The organism is Hymenobacter cavernae, assembly GCF_014641455.1.
GTDB lineage: Bacteria > Bacteroidota > Bacteroidia > Cytophagales > Hymenobacteraceae > Hymenobacter > Hymenobacter cavernae.
Window position 1 is genome coordinate 833182 of sequence record NZ_BMHT01000001.1, and the last position, 16998, is coordinate 850179.

At 55.8% G+C, this 16998-nt stretch carries 14 protein-coding genes; 12 read left to right on the plus strand and 2 right to left on the minus strand.

Annotated features, from left to right (window positions below):
* Positions 1-27 precede the first annotated feature (27 nt).
* Positions 28-462: a large conductance mechanosensitive channel protein MscL gene (gene mscL, locus IEX74_RS03545; RefSeq protein ID WP_188810969.1), complete on the minus strand. Its 435-nt coding sequence runs from the start codon at positions 460-462 to the stop codon at positions 28-30.
* A 216-nt stretch (positions 463-678) separates the two neighbouring features.
* On the opposite strand from mscL, the gene IEX74_RS03550 reads away from it, so the two are divergent.
* From IEX74_RS03550 to IEX74_RS03580, 7 genes are all read left to right on the plus strand, one after another.
* Positions 679-1467, plus strand: a complete 789-nt coding sequence (locus tag IEX74_RS03550) for an enoyl-CoA hydratase/isomerase family protein (RefSeq protein ID WP_188810971.1) — start codon at positions 679-681, stop codon at positions 1465-1467.
* Positions 1468-1535: 68 nt separating this feature from the next.
* Complete coding sequence (locus IEX74_RS03555; protein ID WP_188810973.1) at positions 1536-3056, plus strand: lipopolysaccharide biosynthesis protein; 1521 nt, start codon at positions 1536-1538, stop codon at positions 3054-3056.
* Between the two features lie 118 nt (positions 3057-3174).
* The gene (dut, locus tag IEX74_RS03560) at positions 3175-3609 is read left to right on the plus strand and encodes a dUTP diphosphatase (RefSeq protein WP_188810975.1); all 435 of its coding nucleotides are present in this window, start codon (positions 3175-3177) and stop codon (positions 3607-3609) included.
* A 142-nt stretch (positions 3610-3751) separates the two neighbouring features.
* Entirely contained in the window at positions 3752-4762 is a 1011-nt protein-coding gene (locus IEX74_RS03565) for a sugar nucleotidyltransferase (RefSeq protein ID WP_188810977.1), read from the plus strand.
* Between the two features lie 111 nt (positions 4763-4873).
* On the plus strand, positions 4874-6682 hold the full coding sequence (locus IEX74_RS03570; protein WP_188810979.1) for a tetratricopeptide repeat protein: 1809 nt from the start codon (positions 4874-4876) through the stop codon (positions 6680-6682).
* Complete coding sequence (gene lolB1, locus IEX74_RS03575; RefSeq protein ID WP_505678177.1) at positions 6675-7451, plus strand: lipoprotein insertase outer membrane protein LolB1; 777 nt, start codon at positions 6675-6677, stop codon at positions 7449-7451. Before IEX74_RS03570 ends, lolB1 begins: the two co-directional genes overlap by 8 nt.
* Positions 7435-8790 (plus strand): murein hydrolase activator EnvC family protein, encoded by a 1356-nt coding sequence (locus tag IEX74_RS03580; protein WP_229755100.1) that lies wholly within the window; start codon positions 7435-7437, stop codon positions 8788-8790. Before lolB1 ends, IEX74_RS03580 begins: the two co-directional genes overlap by 17 nt.
* Before the next feature lie 327 nt (positions 8791-9117).
* On the opposite strand, the gene IEX74_RS03585 is transcribed toward IEX74_RS03580, so the two are convergent.
* Positions 9118-10077 carry a GAF domain-containing DNA-binding protein gene (locus IEX74_RS03585; RefSeq protein ID WP_188810983.1) on the minus strand — a complete coding sequence of 320 codons (960 nt, stop codon included), beginning with the start codon at positions 10075-10077 and terminating at the stop codon, positions 9118-9120.
* A gap of 369 nt (positions 10078-10446) precedes the next feature.
* On the opposite strand from IEX74_RS03585, the gene IEX74_RS03590 reads away from it, so the two are divergent.
* From IEX74_RS03590 to IEX74_RS03610, 5 genes are all read left to right on the plus strand, one after another.
* Positions 10447-10668 (plus strand): Sec-independent protein translocase subunit TatA/TatB, encoded by a 222-nt coding sequence (locus IEX74_RS03590; protein WP_188810985.1) that lies wholly within the window; start codon positions 10447-10449, stop codon positions 10666-10668.
* Positions 10669-10677: 9 nt separating this feature from the next.
* A complete protein-coding gene (locus IEX74_RS23420) occupies positions 10678-11046 on the plus strand; it encodes a Sec-independent protein translocase subunit TatA/TatB (RefSeq protein ID WP_188810987.1) in 369 nt (122 codons plus the stop codon).
* 9 nt (positions 11047-11055) lie between these two features.
* Positions 11056-12495 (plus strand): Asp-tRNA(Asn)/Glu-tRNA(Gln) amidotransferase subunit GatA, encoded by a 1440-nt coding sequence (gene gatA / locus IEX74_RS03600; protein WP_188810989.1) that lies wholly within the window; start codon positions 11056-11058, stop codon positions 12493-12495.
* Positions 12495-14498: a lytic transglycosylase domain-containing protein gene (locus IEX74_RS03605; protein WP_188810991.1), complete on the plus strand. Its 2004-nt coding sequence runs from the start codon at positions 12495-12497 to the stop codon at positions 14496-14498. Before gatA ends, IEX74_RS03605 begins: the two co-directional genes overlap by 1 nt.
* Positions 14499-14714: 216 nt before the next feature.
* On the plus strand, positions 14715-16988 hold the full coding sequence (locus IEX74_RS03610) for an NADP-dependent malic enzyme (RefSeq protein ID WP_188810993.1): 2274 nt from the start codon (positions 14715-14717) through the stop codon (positions 16986-16988).
* The last annotated feature ends 10 nt before the right edge of the window (positions 16989-16998 follow it).

A 16998-nucleotide genomic window follows, 5' to 3' on the forward strand; every position in this document is an offset into this window, starting at 1 on the left:
CAAAAAGACAACGAGTTGATAGACTTATTATTTCCTGCTGCTACCGTTGCGCAGCGCGTCACGGATTTCGGCCAGCAGTACCTGCTCTTTCGTGGGCCCTGGCTCAACGACCGGGGCCGCTAGGGGCCGCAGCTTGACTCGGTTAGCTACTTTTACGAGCAGGAATACGCAGAAAGCAATGATGATAAAATAGAAAATGGCATTCAGAAACAGGCCATAGTTGATGGTAGCTGCTCCGGCCGTTTTTGCATCCTCAATGGTTTTGTAAGATTGCCCGTTCAGGGCGAAGAACCAGTTCTTGAAGTCGATGCCGCCGGTTACTAAACCTAGGACTGGCATCAGGATATCCTCGGTGAGCGAGGTTACAATCTTGCCGAAAGCTGCGCCAATGATAACGCCGACAGCCAGGTCCAGCACATTTCCCTTGGAAATAAATTCCTTGAATTCTGTTATGAAACCCATTAGCTTTTAGTGTTTTAAAGGTGAGCGAATAACGGTTGAGGTAAATGTAATGATTAAGAAGTCATATGCGCTATATCCTAGGTTAAGGCTTGACAGAGGGCTGCCAACACGGCTATAGTGCTCCTGAACCAGCCGGGTCAGGCACGTAGCGGGCCAACAAACTGCCACTGTTTTGCTTCTATCTTTGCTCCTAATCTGACCTAGCTTTTGCTCTTTATGGCTCTTTTCGAAAACCTTCTGTATGCGCTGGATGGCACTTCGGGCATTCTGACTATTACCCTGAACCGCCCAACCAAGCTGAACGCGCTGAACGCCGCAACCATTGAGGACATCCGCCACGCCATGCAGGAGGCGCTGGATGATGCGCAGGTACGCGGCATCATCCTGACGGGCAGCGGCGAAAAAGCCTTCGTGGCCGGCGCTGATATTGCCGAACTGGCGGGGTTAAACGAAATTACCGGCCGCCGGGCGGCGGAGCGCGGCCAGGAAGCATTTTGCCTGATTGAGGAAAGCCCGAAGCCGGTTATTGCCGCCGTGAATGGCTTTGCGCTGGGCGGCGGCTGCGAACTGGCCATGGCCTGCCACATGCGCGTGGCGTCCGAAAACGCCCGCTTTGGTCAGCCCGAGGTAAACCTAGGTCTGATTCCCGGCTACGGCGGCACGCAGCGCCTCACGCAACTTATTGACAAAGGCAAAGCGCTGGAGCTGATGCTGACCGGCGACCAGATCAAAGCCGATGAAGCCTTGCGCCTAGGTCTCGTCAACCACGTTGTGCCGGCCGCGGAACTCCTCCCCTTCTGCCAACAATTGCTCGGACGCATTCTCACCAAGGCACCGCTGGCCGTCGGGCTGGTGATTGACTGCGTGAATGCCGCCTTCGACCAGGAGCGCCACGGCTTTCAGGCCGAGGCCAATGCCTTCAGCCGCTGCTGCGGCTCCGAGGATTTCCGCGAAGGCACCACCGCCTTTCTGGAGAAGCGCCCGGCGGTTTTTAAGGGTAATTAAGAAGTAAAAGTAACCCTACAGGTGTTTGTCTCGCTGACATTGGCCTACCTAGGTTTTAATCTATCCGGATGAGTGTAGCCAAGAAGCTGGCAGGCCAAACGGCCGTGTACGGCGTGAGTAGTATTCTGGGGCGGGTGTTGTCGTATCTGCTGGTGCCCGTGTATACGGCCCGGTTTGCTGCGGCTGAATACGGCGTCGTGACCGGCCTGTATGCCTACGTATCGTTCCTGAACGTGCTGTTCACCTACGGCATGGAAACGACCTACTTCCGCTTTGCCAACCGCCCCGGCACCGACCGCAAGCGTCTCTACAACGAAGTGCTCAGCTTGCTGCTTGTGAGCAGCATCGTGCTGTCGGGTTTGCTGGTGCTCATTGCCAAGCCGCTCATGCAGTTCATGAGCCTGCCGCCCGAGCAAAGCATCTACGCTGTCTGGATTGCCCTGATCCTAGGTGTGGATGCCCTTGCGGCTATTCCCTATGCCAGGCTGCGGCTGGAGAACAAGGCGGGCAAGTTTGCGGCCATCCGCATGACCAATATTCTGCTCTACGTTGGCCTGAACCTGTTCTTCATCGTGCTCTGCCCGGATATACTGGAGGGCAAGTACCTGACGGCTTTGAAGCCGTTGATAGCAACTGTTTACAACCCGAGTATAGGCGTCGGCTATGTGTTTTTGTCGAACCTGGCGGCCAGCGTCATCACCTTGCTTCTCCTAGGTAAAGAGCTGACCGACTTCCGGTTCCGCCTGAACCTAGAGCCGCTGCGGCCGATGTTGAAGTATGCCTATCCCATTATGCTGATGGGCTTGGCCGGTATGGTCAACGAAACGCTCGACCGGATTTTGTTGGGCTGGTGGCTGCCAAAGGGGTTCTATCCTGGGCAGTCAAGTCTGGCGGCGGTGGGCGTATACGGCGCTTGCTACAAGCTCAGCATCTTCATGTCGCTCGTCATTCAGGCGTTCCGCTATGCGGCCGAGCCGTTCTTTTTTGCCCAAAGCACCGAGAAGAACTCGCCGGCTACTTTCGCTATGGTGATGAAGTGGTTTACGCTGAGCTGCGCGGTTATTTTCGTATTCATCAGTATTAATATTGAGGATTTCAGCCTGCTTTTCCTGCGCCGGCCCGAATACCGCGAAGGCGTAAGCGTAGTTCCTATCCTGCTGCTGGCCAACCTGTTCCTGGGTGTTTATTACAACCTCTCGGTGTGGTTTAAGCTGACGGACAAAACCTACTTCGGCACCTACATTTCCTTCGGCGGCGCCCTGCTCACCATTGCCCTCAATTTTCTGCTGATTCCGCTGCTCGGCTACATGGGCTCGGCCCTCACGACCCTGGCCTGCTACTTCATGATGGCGGCCGTGTGCTGGTACCTAGGCAATTACCACTTCCCGGTACCTTATCCAATGGCGCGGCTGCTGAGCTGGCTGTTGCTCGCCGTTGGGCTGGTGGCGGTTTCGTGGTTTATCTCCGTAGCTGATTTCTGGCTACGCCATGCCTTTCACGCGGTACTTAGCCTAGCTTTCGTGGGGCTGATTTATTTGGTTGAGCGCCCGCGAAAAAGCACGCCCACACCCGCGCTGACCAGAAAATAGACCTAGGTTCGGAGGCGTTGTATCATGTAAACATTCAAAATCTTCCGCGCGGGCGCTCCTGACATCAGGTTCGGTCTATCTTTGTCGCGAAGCCCGGCAACTGCCCCCTTATTTATCCATGCAAATTCCTATTATAAATCGCTCGCGCCACCCTTTACCAGCCTACCAGACGGAACACGCGGCCGGCCTTGATGTGCACGCTAACCTCGCGGAGCCCGTTACCTTGAAGCCCCTGCAACGCGCCCTCATCCCGACTGGGCTGTTCATGGCCATTCCGGTGGGGTATGAAATGCAGGTGCGGCCCCGCAGCGGCCTGGCGTATAAGCACGGCATCAGCATCGTCAACAGCCCCGGCACCATCGACGCCGACTACCGCGGCGAGCTGAAAGTGCTGTTGGTCAATCTTTCCGAAACTGATTTTGTGGTGCAGGACGGCGAGCGGATTGCGCAGCTCGTGGTAGCCCGCCACGAGACGATTGCCTGGGAACCAGCCGAAGAATTAAGCGAAACAGCACGCGGCGCAGGTGGCTACGGCAGCACGGGCATGCAATAGCGCACAGCATACCTAGGTTTGGGCCGACCTTTCAGCTCATCTTCCGTATTACTGCCAGGTTTCACTTCTTTGCCAGAATTTCCTTTCTTACCTGCCCACAGCAAAATCTCACCTCACATCTTCTATTATCACCTTCACGACTATGAAAATCATCGTTCCGATGGCCGGCATGGGCAAGCGCATGCGTCCACACACACTTACGGTACCCAAACCGCTTATTCCGATTGCAGGCAAACCCATCGTGCAGCGCCTGGTGGAAGATATTGCCAAAGTGTGCGGTGAACAAGTCGATGAAGTAGCCTTTATCATTGGCCACTTCGGCGAAACGGTGGAAAAGAGCCTGGTGCAGATTGCCGAATCGGTGGGCGCCAAAGGCTCTATATATTACCAGGACGAGCCCCTAGGTACGGCCCACGCTATTCTAGCTGCTAAAGATTCGCTCAGCGGCCCACTAGTAGTAGCTTTCGCCGATACTCTATTTAAAGCTGATTTTACGCTGGACAGCTCCGCCGCTGGCACCATCTGGGTGCAGCGCGTCGATGACCCGAAGCCTTTCGGCGTAGTAAAGCTGAACGATAACGGCGAAATCACGGACTTCGTGGAGAAGCCCGAAGAGTTCGTGTCGGACCTAGCTATCATCGGCATCTACTACTTCCAGGACGGTGCTTACCTGCGCGACGAGCTTCAATATCTGCTCGACAACGACATCAAGGACAAAGGGGAGTACCAACTCACCAACGCCTTGGAAAACATGAAAAACAAAGGCACCACCTTCGTGCCTGGCCGCGTAACGGAATGGCTCGACTGCGGCAACAAAGACGCTACCGTGTACACGAACCAGCGTTACCTGGAGTATTTGCAGGAACGCGGCGAAAACCTGGTAGCAGAATCCGCCAAGGTGACTAACAGCGTACTGATTCAGCCGGTGTACATCGGCGAGGGCGTTATCATCACCGATTCCGTGGTAGGACCGCACGTCTCCATTGGGAACCAAGCCAACGTACGCGGCTCGGTAGTTTCCAATTCTATCGTGCAGCAGTCGGCTAATGTGCTTCACACGACGGTAACTAACTCAATGATTGGTAACTTCGCTACCGTAGCCAGCACGCCCAAAGACCTGAGCCTAGGTGACTATAACACGCTGCGCGTGTGATATTTTTGTTGCTTGTGACGTTATCAGGAGCGCGGATCTTTGCTTGCCTAGTTTCGTAGTTGGCTTAACTCCTTTTCCGAATGGCGGACAACGGTCCGCGCTCTTGCGTCCATGAGTCGTTTTTCACTTTCTATTTTCCTGTTCCTGAGCGTACTGGTCGTTCCTGCCAGCTATGCGCAGCAGACCAGTGCTGGCTCGGAGGCAGCTACGCCCAAGCCGCGCAAGCTCAGCCGCAAGGAGCGCAAAGAGCTAGCACACCGCGCCGAACTAGAGTCGGTGAAGCAGCAGGCGCAGCCCCTTTCGGAAAAGGACCGCGAGATGAGCGAATCCTTTTTCGTGGATGGGGTGAAATACCTGATGCTGGAGGATTACAATAAGGCGTTGGAGCGTTTGCTGAAAGCCTACGCCCTGAACCCCGGCAACGCCGCCATCAACTACAAGATTGCGGAAACTAACTTACTGAGCGGCAACTACAAAGACGCGACTAATTTCGCCAACGCCGCCGTAAAGCTAGATCCTAAGAACGCCTACTATTACATCTTACTGGCCCAGATTTATACCAGCCAGAAGCAGTTCGACCAAGCGGCCAAGGTGTATACCAGCCTCATTCGCGACGTACCAAACTCGGGCTACTACCTCTTCAACCTAGCCGACCTGTACATGGCCCAGGGTAAGCTGAACGAGGCGCTGGCTACGTTTGATCAGGCCGAAAAGCAGTTTGGACCTATTGATGAGGTATCGTTTAAAAAGCAGCAGATTTATCTGAAGCAGAACAACCTCGATAAGGCGTTAAAGGAGGGCGAAACCCTCATTACCACAAATCCGGAGGAAATACGCTACGTGTTGGCGCAGGCCGAGCTGTACGCTTCCAATAACCGCCTCCCCGATGCGATTCGCGTAGCGCAGCAAGCCCTTAAGCAGGACCCCGATAACCCACAAGCGCGAATGATTCTGGCCGACGTGTACCGGCAGCAAGGCAACGCGCCCGAATCGGAAAAGCAGATCAAGCAGGCGTTTGAAAGTCCGGCCTTGGACATTGACGACAAGGTTCATATCCTGGTTGACTACATCCGTCAATTGCCCAACCCTAAGCTTGAACAAACGGCGCTGGACCTAGCTTCTATCACAACGCGGGTACATCCAAAAGAGCCGAAAGCCTACGCTGTGGCTGGTGATATCCAGACGATTACTGACCATAAAAAAGAGGCCCGCGACACGTATCTGAAGGCTATTCAGCTCGATAATTCTAAGTTTCAGTTGTGGCAGCAAGTCGTGCTCATCGATGCCGAGTTGAACCAGACGGATTCGCTGCTACATCATTCGGAGCGGGCGCTGGAGTTATTTCCGAACCAAGCTTCGCTCTGGTTCTACAATGGCGTTGGCTATATTCTCAGCAAGCAGCCGGCCAAGGGAGTGAAGTCGCTGGAATACGGCCGTAAGCTAGCTACCGACAACCCCGAGCTATTGGCGCAGTTCAATACGCAGCTCGGCGATGCTTACCACGAGCTGAAGGACAACGTTAAGTCGGATGCTGCCTACGAAGCGGCCCTAGCTTTCGACGCCAACAACGCGCAGGCGCTGAATAACTACAGCTACTTCCTATCGTTGCGTGGCGAAAAGCTCGACAAGGCCAAAGAAATGGCGGGCAAGCTGGTCAAGCAATTTCCCGACAACGACACTTACCTTGATACGTACGCTTGGGTACTCTACAAGCAAAAAGACTACAACGGCGCCCGCCAGAGCCTGGAAAAGGCGCTGAAAACATCCAAGGACGCCACCATCGTAGAGCACTACGGTGATGTGCTCTATCAATTGGGCGACCAAGAAAAAGCGCTGGCACAATGGCAGCGCGCTAAGGCCATCGGGGGTGCATCACCCTTAGTTGACCGTAAGATTAAAGAAAAAAAGCTGTATGAATAGATGCTTTCTGCTGGTGTTGCTTCTCTCGGTTTTCCTAATGGGAAGCTGCGCTCGCAAGGCCGTTCCCACTACTTCGAAAGGTCCAACAACTTCGGCGCCCGCAGCAGATGTTGCCCGTGCGACTAACGTAGATTTCCGCTACCTCTCCGCCAAGGGCAAGGCGCAGATTGACCAGGAAGGCAACAAGCTGCCGACGGCCAACATCACGTTGCGAGTGCGCAAAGACAGCATCATCTGGCTCTCGGTTTCGGTGGCGGGTTTTGAAGGTGCCCGCGCTTATATCACCCGCGACTCGGTGCGTGTACTCAACAAGCTACAGCGCGAGTACTACGCCGGCGACTTTGCTTACCTGAGCCAGCGCCTGAACGTGCCTGTCACTTTCGATCAGGTGCAGGCCATCCTGCTCGGCAACTATCTGCTGGCGCCGGCCGGTGCTACGCCCACCGTCACGACGGAAGGGAACAACCAGCGGGTGCAGTTTCAGCAAGCTAGCTTGCTGGTGGAGCAACTGATCAACCTAGGTCAGCAGAAAGTCCAGAAGCTCAACGTGCGCGATTCGCAAAGCCAGAACAACGTCACGGTTGACTTCAACGATTTCCGCCCTGTCGCGCCTAGCAATCAGCTGTTTGCCTACAACGTGGTGCTTCAGATTCAGCAGGCGCAAGGGCCGGCTTCTTCGGCCACTATCACCTACCGCAACGTGGACGTAGACAAGGAGCGTCTGGCTTTTCCGTTCTCCGTGCCTTCTGGTTATGCGCGGAAAAAGTAAAAGCTGGGGCATTTGGGTGGTTGCCGGTTTGCTGATCCTAGGTCAGGTCACGATGCCATTGGCCCAGCAACGTCGGCGCCCGACTTCAACAGCCAAAACGAAGGCTCAGCTGCAACGGGAGCGCCGCGCGACGTTGAAGCGCATCAGCGAAACCAGCCGCATACTTGCCCAGACCCAGAAGCAAAAAGAAGCATCCCTGGGCCAGCTCAACGCCCTGAAGGAAAAGCTGACGGTGCAGCAAGGCGTTATCCGTAATATTTCCTCGGAGTTGAAGTACATCGAATCGGATGTGCAGCAGACGGAAACGCAAGTACAGCACACTTCGCAGAGCCTGAAGCAGTTGCAGGAAGAGTACGGTCGTCTAGTATACGCCTCGTCCAAAACGGCGAACAGCTACAACCGCATCATGTTCCTGTTTGCGGCGGAGTCGTTCAACCAGTTTATGCAACGACTGCGCTACGTGCGCCAGTATTCGGAAGTACGCTGGGACCAAGCCGCCCAGATTGCCAGCACGCAGCAGCGCCTGACGCAGCAGCTCACGGGCCTTACGGAAAAAAAGCAGGAGAAAAGCAGCCTGCTCAACACCCAGCTTTCCGAAAACCGCAACCTGATTACGCTCAAGACGCAGCAGGATCAAGTTGTTACGCAACTCAGTCAGCAGGAGGAGCAACTCCGCCGCGAGCTAGCCGAGCGCCAGCAAGCCGTCGTGCGGCTTGATAATTTGATTGCCCAGCGCGTACGGGAGGAAATTGCCCGCGCGGCCCGCGCCGCGGCCGCTCGTGCGGCCCGTACGGCCGCCGCCCGCAACAGCGGCACACGTCGCAGCCCAAGCGCCACCAGCCGCAACAATGCCGCGGAAGAGGCTGCCGTAGCCGCCGCCGAGCGTGTTGATCGGGTAACGCTCACGCCCGAAGCTGCGGTGCTCTCCTCTTCCTTCGCCGATAACCGTGGCCGGCTATTGTGGCCAGTGGCGCGTGGTTTTATCTCCCAGCACTTTGGCCGGCACGCGCACCCCGTGCTCAAGCATGTGGTGGTGGAAAACCGCGGCATTGACATTCAGACCAGCGCCGGCGAACCGGTGCGCGCTATTTTCAATGGTAAGGTACTCACCATCGCCAACATTGCTGGTATGAATAACATTGTCATGATTCAGCACGGTGAGTACTTCACGGTATACGCGAAGCTGCGCAGTGTGAGCGTGAGTGAAGGTGAGCAAGTGCAGATGCGGCAGCAGATTGGCACCATATATACCAACGGCGAAGGCACTTCCGAGCTACAGTTTCAGGTATGGCGCAACAGTGCTAACCTCAACCCGGAGAATTGGCTGGGCCATAAATAAGAGCGCAGCATGGCGGCCTCTTTTCTTTTCAGGACTTCCAACCTAGGCTGTTCCGAAAGAAGAGCCTCCTAAATAGCCTGGCATAAAAAAACACCGTACAGCATACGGTGCCTTTCCAAGCTATGAAAACAAACTTAGCTAACGAAAGCTCTTCAGTACTTAAAAGGCGGCAGCCCCAATCAGCCTACAAAGTTCTTCCGCTAACATTCCGAAAGATAGGAAAAGGCCTAGGTTAAACGAAGAGCAATTCGGCCAAATAACATTTTTTCTCGACTAGCTGGCTTATTTTGCCCGCTAGTGATTTGCTGGATAGCACCATTTCAGGAACTACACCAAGTTCAGGCGGCTCAGCAGCGCATTCTTATAGGAGTTACCAATTGGAACGGGCATCAGGTTCGCCGCTTCCGTGCCGCGGCCAGTGTCAACCAGCGCGGCATCTGCCTCGATGGACACGATGCGGTCGAGGCGCACGATATACTTGCGATGTACGCGGGCAAACTCGCGGACAGGCAGCTTGCCTTCCAGCTCCTTCATGGTACTATAAACTGTGAACCGCTCGCGGCCAGTATAGATATTCACGTAGTCGCCGAGCGCTTCGACATACCGAATGTCCTCTGTCCTAACACGGAGCAGCTTGTGTTCCTGCTTGATAAAAATCTCGGCGCGACTGACCAGATACATCGATTCGGCAGCATCGTTGGCCATGCGCAGCAACCCGTCGAGCTTCTGCTGCTCCTGCTCCAGCTGCAACCTAGCCCGGCGCAGCTCCAGGTGCGATACTACTTCGCGGGCCAGAATACGCATGGCTTCGCGCTGCTGCTCGCTCAGCCGACGCGGCACCGTATCCAGCGTGCAGATGGTGCCGAGTGGCTGACCTTCCGGCGTTACTAAAGGCGCGCCGGCGTAGAAGCGAATGTTGGTATCACTCGTAACGAGCGGATTATTCTGAAACAGCGGGTCTTTCGTCGTATCCTCTACTTCAAAGACATCCGCGGCCAACATCGCATACTGACAAAAAGCCAAGTCGCGGCTGGTGCTCTCTATTCCTTCAAAACCCGTCTTCGCCTTGAACCACTGCCGGTCGGCATCAATCAGCGAAACCAGCGAAACCGGCGTGCCGCAGATGTAAGCGGCCAGCCGTACTAAGTCATCAAAGGCCTTTTCGGGTGGAGTGTCCAGAATTTGGTAATTACGCAACACTTCAAGGCGCTCTACTTCGTTTACAGACCGAAGCGCGGAAAGTGGGGGCCGGGTTATCTCAGAAGAAGGATTTGCTTTCGACGGCATCAGACAAAGGTTGGAAGGATCGGACCACGACAGTAGGTAGTAGAGTGGGTCGTAGCAGGCGCAGGCAGATGCGCTTACAAGAATACAAATTACTGCTTCTGTCTCAGGTATTTTGTATGCTATTCGATGAAATACGCTTCAGCTTCGACAAACTGCTTTCGCATTCATGAACTTAATCGTACGCGGGCGAGTCTTTGGAGGGGCGTACGTAACTGCCCCAAAAACGGATTGACCCAGGTGCTGACGGTGAAAAGATTAAGGCTTCTCAAGCGCTTTTGAAAATTATCCGGTACTTTTACCAATCCTGAGCCCAGCGGAAACGCGTATACCTAGCTTCCCACTTCTAACCCGGCTTCAGGCCGTTATCGTATGACACTTGCTTCGCTCTTCCTGATCGGCAATTTCGGCACTACTGAAATCCTGCTGATCGTTGTCGCTATTATCTTGCTGTTTGGCGCGAAACGCATTCCAGAGCTTTTCCGGGGTATGGGACAAGGCATTCGTGAGTTCAAGGACGCTTCCAAAGAAGAGAAGCCTGAGTTCCGCGACCGGCCTGCTAACCCCAACGACCCCACCCAACCTCGCCTATAATTTACAGCCATGAACACTTCACTTCTGCTTTTTCTAGGTGATATTGGGGGTAGCGAACTGATCCTGATCATGGTCGTTATCCTTATTTTCTTCGGCGCTAACAAAATTCCAGAGCTAGCTCGTGGCTTGGGTAAAGGTATCCGCGAGTTCAAGGATGCTTCGCGCGAGATTCGCAGCGAAATCGAGAACTCCGGCCAGCCGACGCAACAGCACTATAATGCCCCGGCTTACCAGTCGCCTGCTCAGCCTACTTACCCGGACACGCCCACGGAGCCTCACCCCTATGTTGGGCCTGAGCCGACGATAGCACCGCCCATGGATGGTGGCATCACGCCGCCCGTTACGGAGCGGCCTCGCCCTGATCAAACAACCAACTAACCTTGTGATTTGAGACGGTTTAACTCTCTTACCGAAGTTCGTAGCGAGCTGACGGCAGGCACTACCACCTGTCGTCAGCTCGTGGAGTATTATCTGGATAACATCCAGAGGGAAAGCCACTTGAATGCTTTCCTGGAAGTGTGGCCCGAGGAGGCCCGCGCCCAAGCTGATGCCGTTGATGCAAATCTAGCTGCTGGTACTGCCGGTAAGCTGGCGGGCATGGTTATCGGCCTGAAGGACGTGCTGGCCTACAAAGACCACAGCTTGCAGTCGAGCAGCCATATTCTGGATGGCTTCAAATCCCTGTTCACGGGTACGGCCGTGCAGCGCCTGTTAGATGAGGATGCCATCTTCATCGGGCGGCAAAACTGCGACGAATTTGCCATGGGGGCCTCCAATGAGACGTCCTACTTCGGGCCGGTGCGCAATGCCCTTGACCCAAATCGGGTGTCGGGTGGCTCTTCGGGTGGCTCGGCGGTAGCAGTACAAGCTGATTTGTGCCTAGCTTCTATTGGCTCCGATACGGGTGGTTCAGTACGTCAGCCAGCTGCGTTTTGCGGCATTGTCGGCTTCAAGCCTACCTACTCGCGCATTTCGCGCTACGGGCTAGTTGCGTATGCTTCTTCCTTCGACCAGATCGGCACACTGACCCGTTCGGTGGAAGACGCGGCGCTGCTGTTGGAAGTGATGGCGGGCCCAGATGAGTTCGACAGCACCGTGAGCAAAGAGCCGGTGCCCGCGTATAGCGAGCTACTGACTCCGGCTCCGCACTACCGCATCGGCTACATCCGCGACTGTTTGGAACGGCCGGGTCTGAACCCAGAAATTAAGGCAGCTACGGAAGAAGCTTTGGAAGTAATGCGTGCCCGAGGCCACGTAGTGGACGCGGTAGAGTTCCCTTACCTCGACTACATTGTTCCTTCCTATTACATTCTGACCACAGCCGAAGCTAGCTCCAACCTGAGCCGCTTCGATGGGGTGAAGTTCGGCTACCGCGCTCCTGACTCTACCGACCTGGAGTCGTTGTACAAGAAGACCCGCTCGCAGGGCTTTGGGCCAGAAGTGCAGCGCCGCATTCTGCTCGGCACCTTCGTGTTGTCGGCTGACTATTATGATGCGTACTATACCAAGGCGCAACGCGTTCGGCGTTTGATTAAAGAGAAAACTGACGAGCTACTGCGCCAATACGACTTTTTGGTGTTGCCGACCACGCCGACCACGGCGTTCCACATCGGCGACGTAGAGCAGGATACGCTGGCGATGTACCTAGCCGACATTTTCACGGTGCAGGCCTCACTGGCCGGCGTTCCGGCTGTTTCGGTGCCATCAGGTACCGATTCGGAAGGTATGCCGATCGGCTTGCAGATTCTCAGCGGCGCGTTCCGGGAAGAACAGCTGCTGGCTTTCTCAAAATTGGTTACGGAATCGCTCACTCCTGCACTGCCCTGATGAAAAACGTGTTGGTTCGTGCCATTGCCGGGCTTCTGTTACTGCTCGCTTTTGCCTCGCCTACGGTGGCGCAAATCGTACCCGAACAAAACCTAGGTTATGAACGGACTGACTCGGTTCAGCTCGTGCTGCCTGATTCCCTGGTAGCTGCACCAGTCATTATTGACTCGGTGCAGCTCGCTTGGCTCCGCACCCCGCCTACTATGCGCGACTTGGTAGCCGACCGCATCGGCTGCCTTGAAACAGATGTGCCGCACCTGTTCAATAACACGGTGATGAGCTTCGTGAATTACTTCACGGTAAACAACCGAGCGTATACCCAGCGGATTCTGGAGCGGGAAAATCTTTACTTTCCTTTATTCGAGAAGTACCTTGAAAAGTACCACTTGCCCAAGGACCTGAAGTACCTGGCAGTGGTAGAGTCGGCGCTGGTGCCGCAGGCGCGTTCCCGCGTAGGTGCGGTGGGCTTGTGGCAGTTTATGGGCCCGACGGCAAACGACTTCCGGCTTGTGCGCAACGATTACATCGATGAGCGCATGAACCCGGAGAAATCGACGGAAGCCGCCTGCCGTTTCCTGCGCGATTTACACCGCATGTTTGGTGACTGGGAGCTAGCCCTGGCGGCTTACAACTACGGCTCGGGCAATATTATGAAGGCCATTCGCAAGGCGGGTGGGCAGCGCAATTTCTGGGCTATTTATCCTTATTTGCCCAAGGAGACGCGCAACTACGTACCGACTTTCACGGCAGCACTTTACACGCTTCGGTACGCTCACGAACACGGCCTGCACTCCGATTCGCTGCATTATCTCTATCCCGAGCCTACCGACACGCTGATCATTTCGGGTCGGTCATTGGATCTGCGCAAGTTCTCAGCGCAGTTTGGTCTCGACTCGACGGAGATTTCGCGGCACAACCCGGAAATCCGGAAGACTTATCTGCCGGAAACTATTCAGAACTACCGGCTTACAATTCCGACCTGCGTGCGGCAGGAAATAGCCGTCGTAGACCGCAATACGTTGCTGGATTTCTGCAAAGTGACAGTCCCGCCTCCGTCGCCGCTGACACCCCGCATACCTAGCCTCGAAGGTGTAGCCCCGATACAGACGCTTCTGGCTAAAACCGAGAAAAGTGAGGCGACTGAAGTTCGTTACCGACGTGTCCGCCATTCTGTGCAACGGGGTGAAACCGCTGCCACGATAGCCACGCACTACGACGTGACACCTAGCCAACTAGCCCGTTGGAACAGCCTTCGTCGGGGCCGGGCGCTGACGCCTAAGCAGCAGCTTGTCGTTTATGTCCCTGTTCAGCGGGAAAGTACGCCGGCACCTGCGGCAACAACCGTAGCTGTTCGGAAGGCGGTGGTACCGGCGAAACTGCCGCTGCCGGGCGCGAGCGAAGCAGTAGCCGTTCGCAGCAAGTCAACCCGTGTATCAGTGGCGTTAGTTGAAGCAGAGAAGGACTCGGAAGCAGTAGCGCAACAGGTGCCAGCACTTGCCAGAACGGCCGCTGTTGCTACCAAAACCCTAAAAGAAGGCAAGAACTCTGGCTCCGCTCCGGTTGAGGCACTTTCGGCCAACTCATCTACTACCGCTGACAGCGCGCTGACCAACTACAGCGTACGGCGCGGCGACAACCTGGACAAGCTGGCGCGGGCGCACGGCGTGACAATCGCGCAGGTTATTGCTTGGAATCATCTGCGGTCGGAGAACCTAGCTTTGGGGCAGAAGCTGGTATTCTATGGCGCGGAAGATGGAGTGGCGCCACTTGCTTTGTCGGCCAAGCCCGTGGTAGCTGCTACGGCTACGGTAGCTCACGCTCCGGCTAAGCCTGCCACTACCACCCCCAAGCTCCCGAAAGTGCACTTAGTGCAGCCCGGCGATACGCTTTACAACATCTCCCGTCGCTATCAGGGCGTTACGGTGGAGCAATTGCGCAAGCTCAATCACCTCAAGTCCGACGAAGTGAAGCCCGGCCAAAGGCTGATGCTGGCGCAAGGCTAGGTAGGCCGGATAGGTAACTCACTTAGCTGCAGGTTTTTACCTCCTGATTTAAGGACGTTCAATCTACTGCCCTTACTCGCTCTTAGCCCCCCGAACTACGTTGTGGTTCGGGGTTTTTTCATGGTCGAGTTGGAGGCCCGCGCCTCCCATTCCGGGCAAATTCGCCAACTTGCTTAACGGAAGCAGATTATTCCACCCCTTGCCTCTACTTTTCCAATGTTAAAAATTAATAAGCAAGACGCCCTCAACTACCACTCGCAAAGTCCTGCCGGCAAGATTGAGGTTGTGCCCACCAAGTCCGTCAGCACCCAGTCGGACCTAGCTTTGGCCTACTCCCCTGGCGTAGCGGAGCCCTGCAAAGAAATTGCGGCCAACCCGGCCGATGTGTACAAGTACACCGCTAAGGGCAACTTGGTGGGCGTGATCAGCAACGGCACGGCGGTGCTAGGTTTGGGCAACATCGGGCCGGCCGCTTCCAAGCCAGTGATGGAAGGAAAAGGCGTACTCTTCAAGAAATTCGCGGGTATCGACTGCTTTGATATTGAGATTGATGCCACTGACCCCGATGAGTTTATCCGCATCGTGAAGGCGTTGGAGCCTACCTTCGGCGGCATCAACCTGGAAGATATCAAGGCGCCTGAGTGCTTCCGCATCGAGACGGCATTGCGCGAGCAGATGAACATTCCGCTCATGCACGACGATCAGCACGGCACGGCCATCATTACGTCGGCCGCTTTGCTGAACGCGCTGGAACTGGTTGGTAAGAAGATTGACGAGGTAAAGCTGGTAGTTAGCGGTGCCGGGGCAGCGGCGGTTTCGTGCCTGCGCCTGTACCTGGAGCTAGGTGTGAAGCTGGAAAACGTAGTGGTGTTCGACAAAGACGGCATCATCACGCCCGCTCGTACTGATTTGGCCAACATGCAGTTACGATTCGCCACGCACCGGGCCATTACCACGCTGGCCGAAGCCATGCAGGGCGCCGACGTGTTCCTGGGCCTTTCGGCGGCCAATGTGCTGCCGGCTGAGCTGCTGCTGACGATGGCCGAGAACCCCATCGTCTTTGCGCTGGCGAATCCAACGCCGGAAATCGACTACGACCTAGCTGTGTCGACCCGCCACGACATCATCATGGCGACGGGCCGCTCCGACCACCCGAATCAGGTGAACAACGTACTAGGTTTCCCCTACATTTTCCGCGGGGCGCTGGATGTGCGCGCCACTGAAATCAATGAGGCGATGAAGCTAGCCGCCGTGCACGCGTTGGCTGAGCTAGCAAAGGATGTGGTGCCGGAAATGGTGAACCAGGCTTACGGCGACACTACGCTTACGTTCGGCCGTAACTACCTCATTCCGAAGCCGCTTGACCCGCGTCTTATCACCACAATTTCGCCGGCCGTAGCCAAGGCCGCAATGGAAAGTGGCGTGGCTCGCCTGCCGATCACCGATTGGGCAGCGTACGAAGACGAGCTGCGCGGCCGCCTGGGTGAAAACCAGAAGCTGATGAACCGCATCACCAGCGCCGCCAAGGCAGATCCGAAGCGCGTGGTGTTTGGGGAAGCTGATAACTACAAGATTCTCAAGGCAGCCCAAACCCTGCGCGACGAGAACATTGCCATCCCGATTCTGCTGGGCAACCACGAGAAGATCCGGCAGATTGCGCAGGCAAACAGCCTGGACCTGGAGGGCTGTGAGATTATCGACATTCTCCAAGAAGACGCCAAGCGTGCCGAGTACGCCGAGCTGCTCTACCGGAAGCGCCAGCGCCGCGGCATCACGCTCTACGAAGGCCGCCGCCTGTTGCGCGAGCGTAACTACTACGGCTCGATGATGCTGGAAACCGGCGAAGCCGACGCATTCATCACGGGTTTGACCAAAGACTACGGTAAGTCGATCCTGCCTTCGCTGCAAGTCATTGGGGTGGAAGATGGCGTGAAGCGTGTGGCTGGTATGTACATCATTCAGAACAAGAAAGGCCCGTTCTTCTTCTCCGATACTACCGTGAACATCGACCCGACGGCCGAGCAGATGGTGGATATTATTGGGCTGACGGCGCGGGCGGTGCGCTTCTTTGACGCCGAACCTAGGGTAGCTGTGCTGAGCTATTCCAACTTTGGCTCGAACCCCGGCGACCTGCCCGACAAAGCCCGCCGCGCCACCGAGCTGGCCAAGCAGCGCTACCCCGACCTGATCATCGACGGCGAGATGCAGGCCAACACCGCCCTGAATCCGCAGCTCTTGCAGGAGCAGTATTCATTCAGCGAGCTGGCGGCCAAAGGCGGCGCTAACACGCTGATCTTCCCCAACGTTATATCGGGCAACATCGCCTATAAGGTGTTGCAGGAGATCGGCGGCGCGGAGGTAATCGGGCCGGTGCTGATGGGGATGCGCAAGCCGGTGCACATTCTACAGCTGGGTGCTTCGGTGCGTGAAATCGTGAATATCGCTGCTATTGCGGTAGTCGAGGCGCAGTTTGCCGCCCGACCATTATAACGAAAGCTAG